Genomic DNA, 16,745 nt, shown 5'->3' on the forward strand with positions numbered 1-16,745 from the left:
TCCGCCGTCGCGTCGAGAACAAGGAGGTGGTGATCGGTTTCGGTCACCCGGTGTACACGATCTCCGATCCGCGCAACAAGGTGATCAAGGAAGTCGCGAAGAAGCTGTCGAAGGAAGCGGGCAACACCAAGCTGTTCAGCATCGCCGAGCGCCTTGAAACAGTGATGGCAGATGTGAAAAAGATGTTCCCGAATCTCGACTGGTTCAGCGCGGTGTCGTATCACATGATGGGCGTGCCGACGGCGATGTTCACGCCGCTGTTCGTGATCGCCCGCACGGCTGGCTGGAGTGCGCACATTATCGAGCAGCGGATCGACAACAAGATCATCCGTCCGAGCGCAAATTACACCGGGCCCGACGATCTGCCGTTCGTGCCGCTCGCCAAACGCGTCTGAAGGCGTACGGACGAAGCCGCAAGCGTTTCTCCTCCATTGCGTCTCATGAGCGCGACGTAATGAAGTTGGGCCTTGGCTCGCTGGAACCTCGAGCCAAGGCCGTTTTTTTTCGGCGCGTTTTGCACGCGTGTCCGCGAGACCCGCGGCGAGCTGACAAGCTAAACTGAAGCTCGGCCGCCACATCGCCCCCGGATCATTACTGTTTTGTCCCCTAAGCCATGAATACTGCAAACCGCAAACGCCTTCCCGGCACCGGGCTGGATTTCTTCGACACGCGTGCCGCCGTCGACGCAATCCAGCCGGGCGCCTATGACAAGCTGCCGTACACGTCGCGCGTGCTGGCCGAAAACCTCGTGCGGCGCTGCGACCCGGCCACGCTGAACGCATCGCTCGAGCAGATCGTCGAACGCAAGCGCGAGCTGGATTTTCCGTGGTTCCCGGCGCGTGTTGTATGTCATGACATTCTGGGGCAGACGGCGCTGGTCGACCTCGCCGGCCTGCGCGACGCGATTGCTGCTCAAGGCGGCGATCCTGCGATGGTCAACCCGGTCGTGCCGACGCAACTGGTGGTGGACCATTCGCTCGCCGTCGAGTGTGGCGGCTTCGACCCGGATGCGTTCGCGAAGAACCGCGCAATCGAAGACCGTCGCAACGAAGACCGCTTCGATTTCATCAACTGGACCAAGCTCGCGTTCAGGAACGTCGACGTGATTCCGCCGGGCAACGGCATCCTGCATCAGATCAACCTGGAGCGGATGAGCCCGGTGGTGCAGGTGAAGGATGGCGTGGCTTTCCCCGACACGCTGGTCGGCACCGACTCGCATACCCCGATGGTGGACGCGCTGGGCGTGATCGCCATCGGCGTGGGCGGCCTCGAAGCCGAGAGCGTGATGCTGGGCCGCGCGTCGTGGATGCGTCTGCCGGACATCATCGGCGTGGCGCTGACCGGCAAGCCGCAACCTGGCATCACCGCGACGGACATCGTGCTGGCCTTGACCGAGTTCCTGCGCAAAGAGAAGGTGGTGTCCTCGTACCTGGAGTTCTATGGCGAAGGCGCTTCCCACTTGACGCTGGGCGACCGCGCGACCATTGCCAACATGGCGCCGGAGTTCGGCTCAACCGCCGCGATGTTCTACATCGACGAGCAGACCATCAAGTATCTGAAGCTCACCGGCCGTGACGACGAACTGGTCAAACTGGTGGAGACCTACGCGAAGGAAACCGGCCTCTGGGCGGACAGCCTGAAGAACGCCGAGTACGAGCGGGTGATCAGCTTCGACCTGTCTTCAGTGGTGCGTAATATTGCCGGTCCGTCCAATCCGCACAAGCGCGTGCCGACTTCGGAACTGGCTGCGCGCGGCATCAGCGGCAAGGTGGAGAACGAACCAGGTCTGATGCCGGACGGCGCGGTGATCATCGCGGCGATCACCAGCTGCACGAACACCAACAACCCGCGCAACATGATCGCCGCCGGCCTGCTGGCCCGCAACGCGAACCGGCGTGGACTCACCCGCAAGCCGTGGGCGAAGACGTCGCTGGCGCCCGGCTCGAAGGCCGTCACGCTGTATCTGGAAGAGGCCGGGCTGCTGCCGGAACTGGAACAGTTGGGCTTTGGCGTCGTCGCTTATGCTTGCACGTCGTGCAACGGCATGTCGGGTGCGCTGGATCCGGTAATCCAGAAGGAAATCGTCGAGCGCGATCTGTACGCAACGGCGGTGCTGTCCGGCAATCGCAACTTCGACGGCCGGATTCATCCGTATGCAAAGCAGGCTTTCCTGGCTTCGCCGCCGCTGGTGGTCGCGTATGCGATTGCCGGAACCATTCGCTTCGACATCGAGAAGGACGTGCTGGGAATCGACGGCGACGGCAAGCCCGTGACGCTGAAGGACATCTGGCCGTCCGATGAAGAGATCGACGCGATCTTCGCTTCCAGCGTGAAGCCGGAGCAGTTCCGCAAGGTGTATGAGCCGATGTTCGCCGTGTCCGTCGATACCGGCGAAAAGGCCGACCCGCTGTACGACTGGCGCCCGATGAGCACGTACATTCGCCGCCCGCCTTACTGGGAAGGTGCGTTGGCCGGCGAGCGCACGCTCAAGGGCATGCGCCCGCTGGCCGTGCTGGGCGACAACATCACCACCGACCACCTGTCGCCGTCCAACGCGATCCTCGCCGATAGCGCGTCCGGCGAATACCTGGCGAAGATGGGCTTGCCGGAGGAGGACTTCAACTCCTACGCAACCCACCGCGGCGACCACCTCACCGCGCAGCGCGCCACCTTCGCGAATCCCACGCTGAAGAACGAGATGGTGCTGGAAAACGGCAAGGTGAAGGCCGGCTCGCTGGCCCGCATCGAGCCCGAGGGCAAGGTGACGCGCATGTGGGAAGCCATCGAGACTTACATGGAGCGCAAGCAGCCGCTGATCGTGATTGCCGGGGCCGACTACGGCCAGGGCTCGTCGCGCGACTGGGCGGCCAAGGGCGTGCGTCTCGCCGGCACGGAAGCGATCGTCGCCGAAGGCTTCGAGCGTATTCACCGCACCAATCTGGTCGGCATGGGCGTGCTGCCGCTGGAGTTCAAACCCGGCGTGAACCGTCACACGCTCGGTATCGACGGCACCGAGACCTTCGATGTGGTCGGCGAACGCAAGCCGCGCGCCGACCTCACGCTCGTGATTCATCGTAACAGCGGCGAGCGCGTGGAGGTGCCGGTGACCTGCCGGCTCGACACCGCGGAAGAGGTGTCCATCTACGAGGCAGGCGGTGTGTTGCAACGCTTCGCGCAGGACTTTCTGGAATCGTCGAAGGCTGCATAACAGGCACGGATCATTGTGTTCGGGCGGTACGGTGACGTGCCGCCTATCCACATCAGGACAACATTTCTATGGCCCATCAAGCTCAGATCAAAATTTCCGCGACCTACATGCGCGGCGGCACCAGCAAAGGGGTGTTCTTCCGCCTGCAGGATTTGCCCGAAGCCGCCCAGTTGCCGGGCGCGGCGCGCGATGCGCTGCTGATGCGTGTGATCGGCAGCCCGGACCCGTATGGCAAGCAGATCGACGGCATGGGCGGCGCGACGTCGAGCACCAGCAAGACGGTCATTATCGCGAAGAGCAGCCGGCCCGATCACGACGTCGATTACCTGTTCGGTCAGGTCTCCATCGATAAAGCCTTTGTCGACTGGAGCGGCAACTGCGGCAATCTTTCCGCTGCCGTGGGGCCGTTTGCGATCAGTGCCGGGCTGGTCGACGCGAGCCGCATTCCGCAAAACGGTGTGGCCACCGTGCGCATCTGGCAGGCCAATATCGGCAAGACCATCATCGGGCACGTGCCGATTACCGATGGCGCCGTGCAGGAAACCGGCGACTTCGAACTCGACGGTGTGACGTTTCCTGCGGCGGAGGTGCAACTCGAGTTCATGGATCCGGCTGCTGAAGAAGAGGGTGCCGGCGGCGCGATGTTCCCGACCGGCAATCTGGTCGACGATCTGGACGTGCCGGGCGTCGGTACGCTGAAGGCGACGATGATCAACGCCGGCATTCCGACCATCTTCGTGAACGCGGAAGCGATCGGCTATACGGGCACCGAGTTGCAGGACGCGATCAATAGCGACGATAAAGCGCTGGCGATGTTCGAGACGATTCGTGCTCATGGCGCGCTGCGTATGGGTCTTATCAGGCATATCGATGAGATCGCGACGCGGCAGCACACGCCGAAGGTTGCCTTTGTCGCGAGGCCGGCCGATTACGTTGCGTCGAGCGGTAAGCGTGTTGCCGCGGGTGAGGTCGATCTGCTGGTGCGGGCGATGTCGATGGGCAAGCTGCATCACGCGATGATGGGGACGGCCGCGGTTGCGATCGGTACGGCGGCGGCGATTTCGGGGACGCTGGTGAATCTTGCCGCGGGTGGGGGCGAGCGCGATGCGGTGCGGTTTGGGCATCCGTCGGGGACGTTGCGGGTGGGTGCGGAGGCTAGTCAGAGAGATGGCGAGTGGACTGTCACCAAGGCGATCATGAGCCGCAGTGCCCGGGTGTTGATGGAAGGATGGGTGAGGGTGCCTTTTGATGGCTTCGCCGGGAAGTGATGCTCCTGCATGACGGCGTCGCGGTAGGCTTCCCGGGGACGGCAGTTCGGCCATTTCTGCCGGTCACGCTGGTGAACTTCTTGCAGCAATTGTCCGATATTGGGCGGCCTTCAGATTCGGCAGGTGCAACGTCGGCTAGCTGACGCGTTTGTCATCTACACGTCAGCGTCCTGTCTGGATCGTGCCTCTAGACTACTGCTGTGCTGTCGCGATTGACACGCGACAGCGGCTCTCGTGTTCGCACGCAGGCCGTATTTTTTCGCAGGAGTCGATCATGACCACGCTCTATCTCTCTTCGAGCTAAAACCGACGCTGGCCGATTCGTGAACACCCTTGGCGGCTGCGCTGCCCGCCCGGCGCAACAACCTCCGCAGCCGACCGTCATGTCCACACAGCATCAAGCGGAAGTCACCATGAGTCGAAATCCCGCTCGTTCAACGAGCGTCGATTTTCTGCGTGGCCTGGCGCTGATCGTGATTACACTCGACCACGTCTCGCAGAGCGCGCTCTCGCATCTGACACTTCATAACTATGCATTTTGCGATGCGGCCGAGGTCTTCGTCTTTCTCGGCGGCTATGCGAGCGGCGCTGCTTATTGCGCGATGACAGCGAGCGGTGGCGCAGCGCAGGCGCATCGCCGCTTTCTAAAACGCAGCGGAGAAATTTATCGTGGCTATCTCCTGACGGCCGCTTTGATGCTGCTTTGCGGCCTGGCGATGCTCGCGCTGCACATCCACTCCGCCATACTGACCTACACCGATGCGCCACTGTTTTTGGCCCGGCCGTTCCAAACGTTGCTCGATATCGCTACGCTTCGGCGCCAGCCTGATCTGGCTGCGGTGCTGCCGATGTATATCGGGTTCGCGCTGTGCGTGCCGCTGGTGGCGCCGGTGGTTCGCCGCCGGCCGGCCACCGCCCTGCTGGCGAGCCTGGCGTTGTGGCTGTGCGCTCCCTCGCTTGCGCATCTGCTGCCGAGCGCCGACCCTATCGGCTGGTCATTCGATCCGTTCGCGTGGCAGTTGATGTTTATGTTTGGCATGCTGTGCCGGCTGCATCCGGTATCCGCCGTGTTCCAGGCTTCGCGGGCCGGACTGCGGCGGACCTGGATCGCGCTCGCCGTAGCGCTGGCTTTCGCCGCTTACAAGTTGCTGATTGAGAACCAGCCGGAACCGGGCTATTTGAAACAGCACCTGAGTTCCCTGAGAGTCGTCAGCTTCGTCTCGATCGCCTGGCTGGTCGCCCAGCTGAGCCGGCTCGGGTGGATCGACCGGCTGGCCGCGGCGCTACCGCCAGTGGTCACGGCCGGTCGCCAGGGACTGGCCTGTTTTGTCTGGGGAACGCTCATTTCGATCGTTGCCGACACCGCGCTGCAGGTCGCGGCGCCCGCTTTTCATACACGCACGCAAGCGGTCGTCGCGGCGCTATCGGCCGACTTGTTGACGATCGCAGCCGTCCTCGCCGTCGCCATTATTAGCGCCAGGCTCAAAGCGAATCGACCGATACCGCGGCGGCAACACAGAACCGGACAATACGGATGCCAAAGCGTGATTGCCGCCGCCTTTGTGAATCGCTATCAGGACGCGGCCCGCTCGCTGGTTTTGTCCGCACCGAATGTCGCGCGCGGACATCTGCAGGACAAGGAAAAGTCCCCGGAACTTGAGGCGCTTCTGCATGCGGGCAATGCGATGTTGCGATCAGATAGGGTGGCCGTCGTTGACCGGCTTGTTGCATCTGACACGCCCTCCGTGGTTCGGGATCACATGACGTCAAAGCCGGTTCGAGTACCGCATTAGACGGCGTAACAGTAACCCTCCGCGGGTTCGAATGATCGGCTGGCTAAAGCGTCACCGCGTGTCAGCCGATCCAGAGAACTTCCACTACCGCTACTATCGGCGAACGCGAAGGTCCAATCAGGGGCGAGGCGTTCACAAATCGCGAAAGCGGACGCTGGCCTCCGCTCAATAGCGGCCGTTCGACGCTAGAGGTCCAGGTTTGATCGGATTATTTGTCACCGGCTTCGTCCGTTTCATTGAGCATCGTCATTTCCATTATGTTGCCGGCCTCCTCTCGACCGGACCGCGATCCCGCCCTGGGTGACTGGACCGGGGGTGGAGTCCTCGATGACCTGAGACGGCGCCACATTGCCCCTTGCCCCCGGCGCGAACGCGAGAATGCGCAGGTTCGGCTCGGCAACAAGGAGCCGCCCGCAGGTTCGGCTCGGCAACAAGGAGCCGCCCGTCCGAGGAGATGACGATCTTGTTTCCCGGCAAGCCAGGGCCCGTGTTTCCCGTGGCTGGACCGCTGATTGTCCGTACCGGCGGCACGTCGCCGTTCGCCTGGGCGGCGAAAACGCTCACCTGGATCTGCGTCAGGTCCGTGGTCGCGTTGTAGACGAATAACTCGTCCGTACGCGGATCGACAGCGATCGTGATGTCGTTCCTTGCGAAGAGTCCGGCCCCCGGCAGCAGGCCGGTTTTGCTACCCGTGAGGCTGCGCAGAAGCGGCGGGGAGGTAATGGAACCCATGTTTTGGCGGGCGATGCGGGGGAACACCTATGCAGTCAAATTGTCAAAGCTCGGTAGCTGTGGCATTGGAGGTCTTCATGAAGGCGCGATATGCGATGATGTTCGCGGCGCTCGGCGTAGCCGAGTTGTGAAGCGTCGCGTGCCGTGCTGCGCCGCCCGACGTCGCATACACGACGAACGGGACGGCAAGATTCTCGTGTATGCGGTCAATCCGCCAGGCGACGCACAAACCCTGCCTGTGCCGTTGACGCGTAAGGAACAGCGTAAAGCTGAAGTGATCGCAACCAGCCGGTCGCCTGCTAAGGGGACCGCGATCCATCCAGAATGTCTCGATAAAATTGGGCAACGCCACTCAGCCCGCTTTTTAGCTCGCAATTTAGCGCTTATATAGGAAAATCGACTTCATGGCGCGGTCCCTGCTTAATGCACGAATCTGGATGTCGTAACCGACATGCGAAACGCGCCATACATCAAAAGCCGGTTGCTGATCGTCGCGGCGTTCGCGTTGCCCGCGTTCGTGTTCACCAACGGCTGTAAGTCGACGGCGAGTCCGTCCGTGACCGCGCCGGGGGAGATCGCCACTGACGACGCTGCGCTCGCCGCCCGGGTGAAGCAGGCGCTCGTCGCGGACCCGGGGCTGAGATCGTTGCCGATGAGCGTCGCGACGTATCGAGGCGTCGTGCAGTTGTCAGGATACGTGGATTCGGAGGTACAGATTCAGAAAGCGCTTGCCGTGACGCGCGGCGTGCCGGGGGTCCAATCCGTGAGCGACGATCTGCACCTCAGGCCGCAATGACGCGCGTTCGCCGGAAAACAGATGACGAACGAATAACGCAGGAGAGCGCGCCAAAGCGAGGGCTGTCTCACATGCGACAAGATGATACGTTCGGGGCGGGCGTCATCCTCCGCGCGGGAGGACCGTCAGCGTATGCAACGATCCGCCCGGAGAACCGTTTCGATATGTTCCGGCCTCAACCGTAAGTTGCCCGTGTGCCTTGCGCGCATGCTGCGTGAGGGGCAGGGTGGCCATGCCCTGCACGGACAAAAGTTCGTTCGGGCGCTGGCTCGAACGCTCGCCCCCCCCGATGACGGGCCAGTCGGAATGACCGGCTTCGCGACGACGGCTACGTCACCCGATCGAACTTGTGCACAAACCGCTCCGTCGCCCATTCGATGAAGACGCGCAACCGCTGACTCATGTGCCTGTCTGGCGGATACACGAGGAAGAAGGGGTAGGGATCCGGTTGCCATGTCGACAGAACAGGCAGAAGCTCGCCACGCGCGATCGCGTCCCTCGCAGCAAAGGTGAAGGTTTGAATCACGCCGAGACCGGCCAGCCCGGCCGCGACATGTGCGTTGCCCTCGTTGACCCCCATGCCCTGTAAGCCGCCGATTTCGATTCGCTCGCCGCCCTTCTGAAAACGCATCGGCAAGACACGTCCGGTCCGTGCCGAAACGTAGCTCACGATGCGATGCCCGCTTTTCAGCTCGTCGGGGTGCTTCGGCCTGCCGTGCTGCTTCAGGTAATCGGGCGCCGCGCATGTTACCCACGATGCACGGCCGAGCGGACGTGCGATGAGCGAGAGCTCGTCGACGTTGCCGCCGCGGAGGACACAATCGACGTTCTCGCCAATGAGATCGACCTGCCGGTCGCTCACGCCGAGATCGACACGTATGTCGGGATATCGCGCAATGAAGTCGGGCAGTGCGGGGATCAACACGCCGCTTGCGTTCGCCGCGCCGATGTCAATGCGCAGCCGTCCGCGCGGACGCTGATGTGCGCTGGCGAAACCCGAGTCGATGTCCTCGAGTTCCTTCAGCACGCGCGAGGTGCGCTCGTAGTACGCGGCACCCTCGGGCGTGACGGTGACACGTCGCGTCGTTCGCTGGAGCAGCTTGACGCCGAGATGCTGCTCCAGTGAACGCACGAGTTTGCTCACCGTGGCCAGCGGCATGTCGAGCGAATCGGCGGCACGCGTGAATGCGCCCGCTTCGACAACGCGGGCGAACACGCGAATGGCAAGCAGCTGGTCCATGTTGATTATCTACCCATGTGGATAAAGTTATCGAGTTTAGCCACTTTATTCAACAATCCAGGGTTTGTACAGTAGCTCACATCAGCGATGACGCGACATTGAAGCGGCACGGTGCCGTTTCCGCGTTTTATCTGGCCCTACGGGGCTCTTTGAAAAGGAAATTGATCGTGACTACGAACGCACTTGAACGCCTGCTTGCGACCGTTCGCCTTGGCGGGCTGGAACTGAAGAACCGCCTGGTGATGGCGCCGATGACACGCAGCCGCGCCGGGGTTGACGGCACGCCGGGAGAACTGGCCGCGGAGTACTACGCGCAGCGCGCGAGCGTCGGCCTGATCGTGACTGAAGGGACTCAGCCCTCGGACCCGGGCCAAGGTTATCTCGCCACGCCGGGCATCTATTCCGACGCGCATGTCGCCGGGTGGAAGAGGATCACCTCTGCCGTGCATGAGCGCGGTGGCCACCTCTTCATCCAGCTCATGCACGCAGGGCGCATGTCGCACCCGGACAACACGCCGCATCATCGCCAGGCCGTCGCGCCTTCGGCCATCGCGCCCGGTGCGCCGATGTTCACGGCCAAGGGGATGCAGGACATTCCCGTGCCGCGTGCGCTGACGACCGGGGAGGTGCGCCAGACGGTGGCCGACTTCCGCTTCGCGGCACGCCGCGCGATCGAGGCCGGCGCCGACGGCGTCGAGATCCACGGTGCAAATGCCTACCTGGTCCATCAGTTCCTCGCACCAAGCGCCAATACCCGCACCGACGAATACGGCGGCTCGATCGAAAACCGCGCCCGCTTCGCCATCGAGGTGGCCACTGCGATCGCCGGAGAAATCGGCGCTGACAGGACGGCCATTCGCCTGTCGCCCGGCATGACGCTGTGGGGCATCGACGAAGGTGCCGAAGGACCGGCGCTCTACCGCTATCTGGTGGCTGAGCTGGACAAGCTCGGTCTGGCGTACCTGCACGTCACGCATCAGGGCAACGAGCCGCTGCTGGCTGACATTCGCAAGCGCTGGACGGGCCCGCTGATCCTGAACCGGCCGGGCCGCCCCCGTGACGGGATTGGGGCCGATGTGGCCTCGAGGCTCGCCGATCTGGAAGCCTATGGCCAGATGGTGCTGGCCAACCCGGATTTCGTCGCGCGCCTGAAGATCGGTGCACCGATGAACGATGCGAACCCCAATGCTTTCTTCGGCGGTGGCGGGCGCGGCTATATCGACTATCCGGCGCTGGCCGAAGCTGCGGAATCCTGAGGGATCGGGCCCTTCAGGCCCTCTGTAGAATGTCGATCGCCTTTTCGGCGTCGTCCAGCGAGTCGACCGCGAGATAAGCAATGAACTGTGTGCCAAGTACAGCGGCGGAAACGCCGCGGAGGTTGATCCCTCCGTCTGCCAGCATCTGGGTCAATTGCGCGATGATCCCCAACTGGTCCAGACCCATTACACGGACGGAGTGAAGGCTCGGGGTGACGGTGAACCCCACCTGTGTCGCGGCATGGATCTCCCTTTCCCCCTGCAGCGGTGCGACAAACACGACCCCCTTGCCCGAGGCTTCCGGCGTGCGGCGTGCGACAACGAACTGCAAGTCCACGCCCGCATCCCGCAAAGCGCTTAATACTTGCGCAAGCCCGCCCGGTTTGTCCTCGATGGTAGCGGCCCAAACATCGACGCGTTCAACACTCAGTTCCATGACATTCCTCCCGTCCGATGCATCTCCCTATAAAAATCTACTTCACTAACGGCTCGCAAGCAAGGCCGGCAGACGGCGCCAGACACCCGCTGCTGGCGTGTCTGCGCTTTGCCCAATGTGCGTTGCCGGACACCACTCAATGGACTGACACATTGTCAATGCCCGGCATACAGGGAACGGGCGAAATTGCATTTGCCGCCATACCTGTCTGCGAGGAACCGGCCTGCGCGGTACCGCCCACGGCGTCGGCCGCGAGCCGGGCACCGTCCTGTTCAGCAATTTTTGCTTCGGCGGCCTGGATGTCGGCGGGATAGTCCTGATCGTCGCCTGCTGACGGGTTATAGCCCGCCTGCTCGACACGGATGAGATCCGCGCGCACCTGCGCACGGGTCAACTGGCCGGATGTGGCTTGCGCGAAGGTCAGTGCCGGGCTCGCGAGCGCGCTGACGACGAGCGTCAGACAAATAAGCGTCTTCATGACTTGATCTCCTTCAATCAATGATGGGTGGTACTGGGCAATCGATCGGCGTGCGCGACATGTTGCTGCGTCAGCTGCCGAAATACGGCGTACAAAAGCTGACCGGTCCGACGCAGGAAGGCATAGCCGCCTGACTTTTACCGATGCCGGCTTTGCCTGCCGCTTCTCGCTGGCCGGCGGCGCTCGAACCCGACATGCCGGCACCCGTGCCGCTTTCGCTTTGCTGCTTGAGCTGGGCTGCCTGTTGCGCAAAGATCGGGTTGACGTCGGGGTACGACGTGTCGGTCACGAAACGCAGGCCGTTGTTTTCTGCCTGGATCAGTTCCTGACGGACTTCCGCGCGGGTCTTCTGCTGGGCGGACGCGTTGGAAGCGATGCCTGCCGACGCGAGCAGGATCATGGAAAGGCTCAGCACAAAACGCTTGTTCATTTCGAACTCCTAAATTGATGATTAAGAAATAGACACTGGCTACATCATGGTGAACACAGAAAACCTGACTCTATTCCCAGCAGGGACTGCCAGGGGCGATGCTCGTCTGCCGCGTTCGTGGCGCAAATCTGCGTGAGCCGGGGGTTGCATGTGCAGATCTTGTCTAGCGCCTCCATGTACACATCGTATTCACCAGGAAGATAGAAATAAAATATATTGTTGCGATACGATCCATATCTGTAACGCATGCCGCTGAAAGGTGAATGTGGGGTTGTGCCTGCAAACGCAGTGCGAATCGGCGCCAATGGCGTGCGCGGACGCGACTGCACTGCATTGCGAAGGAAGGCGTCGCGACAGGTATGGCATGTGTGGCGTGGTCCAGCGCATGCGCGGTTTGCGGGAATTACAGTTGCGATGAACTTTACTCATCTATTGGCGTTTTTCGAGGTCGCACGCGCGGGCAGCGTTAGCGCGGGGGCCGAACGCCTGCGCGTGAGCCAGCCGGCGGTCACGCGGGAAATCAGGGAGCTGGAGGAACGGCTTGGACTTGTGCTGTTCGACCGGTTGCCGAGAGGAGTCGCGCTGACCGACGCGGGGTCGATGCTGTTCCGCTATGCCGAGCAGATCTTCTCGCTTGCCGACGCGGCGGAATGGGAACTGCGGGAACTGGCCGGTCTCAACGCCGGGCATGTAAAGATAGGCGCCAGCGCGACGGTCGGCGTATATCTCGTGCCGGAGATGATCGCGCGATTCAACGCGAGCCACCCTCAGGTCGCGATCGACCTGACGGTTACCAATACCGAGCAAGTCGAAGCCGGTTTGCGCAACCATGCCTTTGCACTCGGCTTCATCGAGGGGCCATTCGACAACACGATTCTGCATTCCCGTCCGATCGGCGCCGACGAAATCGCCGCGGTCGTCGCAGCCGGACATCCACGTGCCGGGCAGAAGCTATCGTCGCGCGATCTGACTGCGCATACGGTCATTCTGCGTGAGCCCGGTTCGGGCACGCGTGCGGTTGTCGAGGAGGCTTACGAGCATATCGGCCTGCAAATTGACCCACTAATGTCCGTCAGCGACACCGAAGCCATCAAGCGGATGCTGCTTGCCCAGCACGCCATCGCTTACGTTTCGCTGATCAGTGTGAAGGACGAGTTGCGCCGCGGCGAGCTGACGGTGCTCGAAGTCGACGATCTTCGCATCGAGCGCCCGCTGCACATGGTGTGGCTCAAGGGGCGGTCGCTATCACCGAGTACGCAGGGGTTTTTCGACCTGGTGCTGGCGCGGGTCGCAGCGGATGCCGCAGCGCGCTGACGTTGTTGGCCCCTGAAGGTCTCGTGTCGCCCGAACATGTCGTCGTCGACGATCAGCGGGAACCGTGCGAGATCGTTGGGGAGCAAATAGCGGGCGTACGTATGGGTGGCCGCGTAATCAGTTCACCTTGATCCTGAGCCTCGTAATCCGCGCCGAGGCGTTTCAGGGTTTCGACTTCGCGAATCCCGGCACGCGATCACGTGATCAGCTTCATGCTGCATCACTTCTATCCTCTGTACCTGCGCCGCCTGTTCATACTGGCGCAATCGACAATGCACGCACACTGCAACTGACGGATGTCGATGGACGCGTCTTTTCGACATCTCTGCAAGACGCATCAGGGGGCGTGCAGATAGTAATCGATCGCACATAGGCTTTCGCGTTCCATACGGGCTGCCAACAATCCGTTAGTGAAATTAAAATGTATCGACTGAATTTACCAATTCGAGAGTAATCATATAACTGGTTGAATACGCAACGAAATATTCCACTTGGCGCGCAGGACCGCGCGCCTTTTTGCGCCGGCTGAAAATTATATCTTCGACATTCCGCATTGCTCGTCCTAGTGTGCTTGCTGACGTGGCATCCATTCGTGGCCTCGCCTCGCCATCTCGCAGCCAATAATGGTTCCCGTTCTGGATCGAACGTGCGGACCTATTCCGGAGACAACAATGCAAAGACAGCTTTTGTTCGCGATAACGCTTGGCGCGTCGATTTTGCTCGCATCGTGCGGTGGAGGCTCGGACGTCACCTCCACTTCGCCGACCATCAAGACCACCGTCGCGGTGCCCAATTCGGCGACCCCGCCGTTCAGTTTCGACATCAGTTACGCCGGCAGCGGCAAGTACTTCCTTGCGGACCGCAACAACGCGGCGGTCGACGTCGTCGACACGAAGAGCAACACGCTCGTTACACAGATCAAGGGCGGCTTCACCGGCGTCGGCGCGACATCCGATACTTCCGGCCCGGACGGGCTCGTCGGGATTCCCGGCACGAACACAATCTATGTCGGCGACGTCAACGTGGTGAAGATCGTCGACGTCGCAGCGCAGCAGGTCGTCGGCACCATCCCGATCAGCACCGCGGGGCACCGCGTCGACGAAGGCTGTTACGACCCGGACGATAACCTGGTGATGTTTTCGAGCCCGGGTGAGACGCCTCCGTTTGCGACCTTCATTTCAACGAAGACGCAAGCGATCGTCGCAAAGCTTACGTTCGCGACGTCGTCTGGTCTCGAAGCGTGCGTGTACGACTCGAAATCGAAGAGCTTCATCGTCAACAACGACGGCACGCCGGCCAATCCGGAAGGTGAAGTGAACGTGATTGCCGCGAGTACCGTGGTCGCCGGTACACCGGCCGTCAGCAAGGTGTTCCCGCTCGGCACATGCGCGCCGACGGGACTCGATCTCGGTCCGAACAACGACATGCTGGTGGGCTGCGATCCGCCCGCCGGTAAGCCGCTCATCACGTTGATCCTCGATCGCACGACGGGTGCCACACTGGCGAGCATTCCGTTCGGCGGAGTCGATCAGATCGCGTACGATCCTGTGTCGAACCGCTATTTTCTACCGGCACGCCATGAGACCTCGTCCGGCACCGCGGCATCCTCCGGCTTTACGCCGATACTCGGCGTAGTCGACGCGTCGACGCGTACGCTCATCGACCAGCTGCCGGTGGGCACCGGCGTGCATTCGGTCGCGGTAGACGGCGCGTCGGGTCAGGCGTACGTGCCCTTCCAGCCAGGTGCCGCAGCGTTCCCGAATGGCGGGATTCTTGTCGTCACCACGCATTGAAGACGTATGAACCGCTGCCGGCGCCGAGATTGCTGCACGATCTCCGCCGGTAGCATTCCTTGAAACCTGGAGGCTTCAAGGAGCGCGGTCTGGTGCGCAGGAATGTTGCGCTTGCGGCATTCGCGCTCGACGATGAAGCAGTCCGAATAGCGCTGCGTGCCGTCGATCGGCGGCATGCAGTGACCGGCCACAAAACGACATTCACAATCTTAGAAACGCGCCTGGATCGTGCGGAAACCGGTGCGCGACTGCGTTCGGAATCGGAAACGCGGTGTCTTGCTTCCTGCGCTACACGCTGCTGCGCTCCGCATGCAGCGGCTCGACATCTTATGCGGCGCTCCTTAGCGAAGTGCAGCCGCTACCGCCTCGTCAATCTGCAGCGCAAAGCGTGCTTCAACATCGGGCACCGTGTAGCCGATTGACAGTTCCAGATACGCGTCGCCTAGCACCAACTGAACGAATGTCGCTGCCCGCAATGCAGCAGTCGATTCGTCAAATCGCCTTCGCAGAATTTTTGCGGCGAAGGCACGCACGACCTTTGCACCATTTTCGTAAAACACCTGGCCGAGTTCCGGAAAACGCGCGGCCTCAGCAACGATGGCCCGGTAAAGCTGCAGATTATCCGGCGCGATAAGGCTTCGTGCCAACACCCATCCCAACTCGCGCAACTCGACTTCGGGTGCGCCATCGGATTGCTCGCCCTGAGCGCGGGCAAGCACCGCGCCCACCTGAGCGCACATCGCGCTCACCAGACCAACGAAGAGCGCCTCCTTCGACTTGAAGTGGCGGTAGACCGTCTGTTTGCCGACGCCGGCGGCCGAGGCGACATCGTCCATCGTTGCCAAACCGAAACCCTCGCGTAAGAAAACGGTTTTCGCGCCGTCGAGGATTGCAGACCGCTTGCGGCATTGCAGCGGGCTCAGGCCGGGGAGAGAAGAAGTGTCCATGCGAGATAAATAACAGATCGTCGAGTGGTTGACAAGACTGGGTGGTCTCGTTTAGATTTGTCAAAACGAGACCAATGAGTCTCGTTTGTATGGCTATTCAACATCGCAGCCAATCATTGGAGAACGCTTTGAAACTGTTCATTACAGGTGGTACTGGCTTCATCGGGCAAGCGGTCGTGCGCAAGGCAATCAGCCTCGGCCATCAGGTGACGGCGCTGGTGCGCGAGGACAGCTCGGCGGCCGCCAGCGCGCTGGCACGTCTCGGTGTGACACTGCATTCCGGCGACCTGCGCGAGCCACAGTCTTTCGCTGCGACTGCCGGTGCCGCTGATGGCGTGGTGCATACCGCGTCGACCAACGATGCTTCCGCCGCTGCTGCTGATGAGGCCGCGGCTGTAGCGATGCTTTCGCATTTGCATCCGGGCGCGGCGTTTGTCTATACGTCGGGCATCTGGGTCTACGGCAATACGGAGGGGGAGCCCGCGACTGAAGCATCGGCGCTGAACCCGACACCACTCATCGCCTGGCGGCCCGCAGTGGAGCAACAGGTGCTGGCGCTAGCAGCACGCCGCTCGATTGCCGCAGTGATCCTCAGGCCGGCGATGGTGCACGGCTACGGCGGCGGCATCTTCGGCATGCTTGCCGGCATGGTCCGTCAGACCGGCAGTGTGAGGGTCGTCGGCGATGGCCGCAACCACTGGCCTGCCGTTCACGTCGATGATCTCGCCACGGCTTATCTGAGCGCGGTGGAGCGGGTGGCAAGCGGGGACGGTCGAGTCACGGGACAGATCTTCAACGTGGTCGCGGAAGATGCCGTTGCCGTTGCCGAAATGGGTGAAGCGATTCGGGCCTCGGTCGGCGCCGATCGCGTCGAACCCTGGCCGCTCGACGATGCTCGCAAATCGCTTGGACCGTTCGCCGACGCACTGGCGCTCGATCAGACAGTAAGCGGCCAGCATGCCCGGCGAGTTCTTGCGTGGACGCCCCATGGCCCCGGCCTGATTGCGGACCTCTCCGTACAAAAGCACTTTCAGCAAATCAACGGAGCGTGACG

General features: G+C 62.0%; 15 protein-coding genes and 1 pseudogene. 11 read left to right on the forward strand and 5 right to left on the reverse strand.

From position 1 onward, the window contains the following. The 7 genes and pseudogenes from SB772_RS18080 to SB772_RS18110 form a co-directional block, all read left to right on the forward strand. Positions 1 to 395, forward strand: a 395-nt coding sequence (locus SB772_RS18080) for a citrate/2-methylcitrate synthase (protein WP_410834594.1), incomplete at its 5' end; no start/stop codon positions are given. 218 nt (positions 396 to 613) lie between these two features. Further along, complete coding sequence (gene acnD / locus SB772_RS18085) at positions 614 to 3,208, forward strand: Fe/S-dependent 2-methylisocitrate dehydratase AcnD (protein WP_410834595.1); 2,595 nt, start codon at positions 614 to 616, stop codon at positions 3,206 to 3,208. A gap of 68 nt (positions 3,209 to 3,276) precedes the next feature. Beyond that, entirely contained in the window at positions 3,277 to 4,476 is a 1,200-nt protein-coding gene (gene prpF, locus SB772_RS18090; RefSeq protein ID WP_410834596.1) for a 2-methylaconitate cis-trans isomerase PrpF, read from the forward strand. 323 nt (positions 4,477 to 4,799) lie between these two features. Then, on the forward strand, positions 4,800 to 6,269 hold the full coding sequence (locus SB772_RS18095; RefSeq protein WP_410834597.1) for an OpgC domain-containing protein: 1,470 nt from the start codon (positions 4,800 to 4,802) through the stop codon (positions 6,267 to 6,269). 454 nt (positions 6,270 to 6,723) lie between these two features. Next, positions 6,724 to 6,867 carry a hypothetical protein gene (locus SB772_RS18100; protein WP_410834598.1) on the forward strand — a complete coding sequence of 48 codons (144 nt, stop codon included), beginning with the start codon at positions 6,724 to 6,726 and terminating at the stop codon, positions 6,865 to 6,867. A gap of 585 nt (positions 6,868 to 7,452) precedes the next feature. Continuing rightward, a complete protein-coding gene (locus SB772_RS18105; RefSeq protein ID WP_410834599.1) occupies positions 7,453 to 7,797 on the forward strand; it encodes a BON domain-containing protein in 345 nt (114 codons plus the stop codon). A gap of 83 nt (positions 7,798 to 7,880) precedes the next feature. Further along, positions 7,881 to 7,982, forward strand: a pseudogene (locus SB772_RS18110) (flavin reductase family protein); the annotation flags it as partial. A gap of 143 nt (positions 7,983 to 8,125) precedes the next feature. Here the strand turns inward: SB772_RS18110 and SB772_RS18115 are convergent. Further along, entirely contained in the window at positions 8,126 to 9,037 is a 912-nt protein-coding gene (locus SB772_RS18115; RefSeq protein ID WP_410834600.1) for a LysR family transcriptional regulator, read from the reverse strand. Positions 9,038 to 9,204: 167 nt separating this feature from the next. On the opposite strand from SB772_RS18115, the gene SB772_RS18120 reads away from it, so the two are divergent. After that, positions 9,205 to 10,293 (forward strand): alkene reductase, encoded by a 1,089-nt coding sequence (locus tag SB772_RS18120; RefSeq protein WP_410834601.1) that lies wholly within the window; start codon positions 9,205 to 9,207, stop codon positions 10,291 to 10,293. Positions 10,294 to 10,306: 13 nt separating this feature from the next. Here the strand turns inward: SB772_RS18120 and SB772_RS18125 are convergent, their stop codons facing one another. The 3 genes from SB772_RS18125 to SB772_RS18135 all read right to left on the reverse strand — a co-directional run bounded on the left by SB772_RS18125 (position 10,307) and on the right by SB772_RS18135 (position 11,637). Beyond that, positions 10,307 to 10,729 carry an ACT domain-containing protein gene (locus SB772_RS18125; RefSeq protein ID WP_410834602.1) on the reverse strand — a complete coding sequence of 141 codons (423 nt, stop codon included), beginning with the start codon at positions 10,727 to 10,729 and terminating at the stop codon, positions 10,307 to 10,309. Between the two features lie 136 nt (positions 10,730 to 10,865). Next, a complete protein-coding gene (locus SB772_RS18130) occupies positions 10,866 to 11,207 on the reverse strand; it encodes a DUF4148 domain-containing protein (protein WP_410834603.1) in 342 nt (113 codons plus the stop codon). A gap of 70 nt (positions 11,208 to 11,277) precedes the next feature. Beyond that, complete coding sequence (locus SB772_RS18135; RefSeq protein WP_410834604.1) at positions 11,278 to 11,637, reverse strand: DUF4148 domain-containing protein; 360 nt, start codon at positions 11,635 to 11,637, stop codon at positions 11,278 to 11,280. 414 nt (positions 11,638 to 12,051) lie between these two features. Here SB772_RS18135 and SB772_RS18140 point away from each other — a divergent pair, with 414 nt between their 5' ends. Together SB772_RS18140 and SB772_RS18145 are read left to right on the forward strand one after the other, a co-directional pair. After that, positions 12,052 to 12,951, forward strand: a complete 900-nt coding sequence (locus SB772_RS18140; protein ID WP_410834605.1) for a LysR family transcriptional regulator — start codon at positions 12,052 to 12,054, stop codon at positions 12,949 to 12,951. Between the two features lie 671 nt (positions 12,952 to 13,622). Beyond that, on the forward strand, positions 13,623 to 14,744 hold the full coding sequence (locus SB772_RS18145) for a YncE family protein (RefSeq protein ID WP_410834606.1): 1,122 nt from the start codon (positions 13,623 to 13,625) through the stop codon (positions 14,742 to 14,744). Between the two features lie 341 nt (positions 14,745 to 15,085). Here the strand turns inward: SB772_RS18145 and SB772_RS18150 are convergent, their stop codons facing one another. Further along, positions 15,086 to 15,691 (reverse strand): TetR/AcrR family transcriptional regulator, encoded by a 606-nt coding sequence (locus SB772_RS18150; protein WP_410834607.1) that lies wholly within the window; start codon positions 15,689 to 15,691, stop codon positions 15,086 to 15,088. 128 nt (positions 15,692 to 15,819) lie between these two features. Between SB772_RS18150 and SB772_RS18155 the strand changes: the two genes are divergently transcribed. Continuing rightward, positions 15,820 to 16,743: an NAD-dependent epimerase/dehydratase family protein gene (locus SB772_RS18155; protein WP_410834608.1), complete on the forward strand. Its 924-nt coding sequence runs from the start codon at positions 15,820 to 15,822 to the stop codon at positions 16,741 to 16,743. The last annotated feature ends 2 nt before the right edge of the window (positions 16,744 to 16,745 follow it).

Source organism: Paraburkholderia sp. SIMBA_030 (assembly GCF_046535245.1).
Classification (GTDB): domain Bacteria; phylum Pseudomonadota; class Gammaproteobacteria; order Burkholderiales; family Burkholderiaceae; genus Paraburkholderia.

Excerpts from the sequence above, each read along its gene's own strand:
- SB772_RS18130 (WP_410834603.1), bottom strand. The coding sequence starts at position 11,207 with ATGAAGACGCTTATTTGTCTGACGCTCGTCGTCAGCGCGCTCGCGAGC.
- SB772_RS18100 (WP_410834598.1), top strand. The coding sequence starts at position 6,724 with ATGACGATCTTGTTTCCCGGCAAGCCAGGGCCCGTGTTTCCCGTGGCT.
- SB772_RS18140 (WP_410834605.1), top strand. The coding sequence starts at position 12,052 with ATGAACTTTACTCATCTATTGGCGTTTTTCGAGGTCGCACGCGCGGGC.
- SB772_RS18115 (WP_410834600.1), bottom strand. The coding sequence starts at position 9,037 with ATGGACCAGCTGCTTGCCATTCGCGTGTTCGCCCGCGTTGTCGAAGCG.
- SB772_RS18150 (WP_410834607.1), bottom strand. The coding sequence starts at position 15,691 with ATGGACACTTCTTCTCTCCCCGGCCTGAGCCCGCTGCAATGCCGCAAG.
- SB772_RS18105 (WP_410834599.1), top strand. The coding sequence starts at position 7,453 with ATGCGAAACGCGCCATACATCAAAAGCCGGTTGCTGATCGTCGCGGCG.
- SB772_RS18135 (WP_410834604.1), bottom strand. The coding sequence starts at position 11,637 with ATGAACAAGCGTTTTGTGCTGAGCCTTTCCATGATCCTGCTCGCGTCG.
- SB772_RS18125 (WP_410834602.1), bottom strand. The coding sequence starts at position 10,729 with ATGGAACTGAGTGTTGAACGCGTCGATGTTTGGGCCGCTACCATCGAG.
- SB772_RS18145 (WP_410834606.1), top strand. The coding sequence starts at position 13,623 with ATGCAAAGACAGCTTTTGTTCGCGATAACGCTTGGCGCGTCGATTTTG.
- acnD (WP_410834595.1), top strand. The coding sequence starts at position 614 with ATGAATACTGCAAACCGCAAACGCCTTCCCGGCACCGGGCTGGATTTC.
- prpF (WP_410834596.1), top strand. The coding sequence starts at position 3,277 with ATGGCCCATCAAGCTCAGATCAAAATTTCCGCGACCTACATGCGCGGC.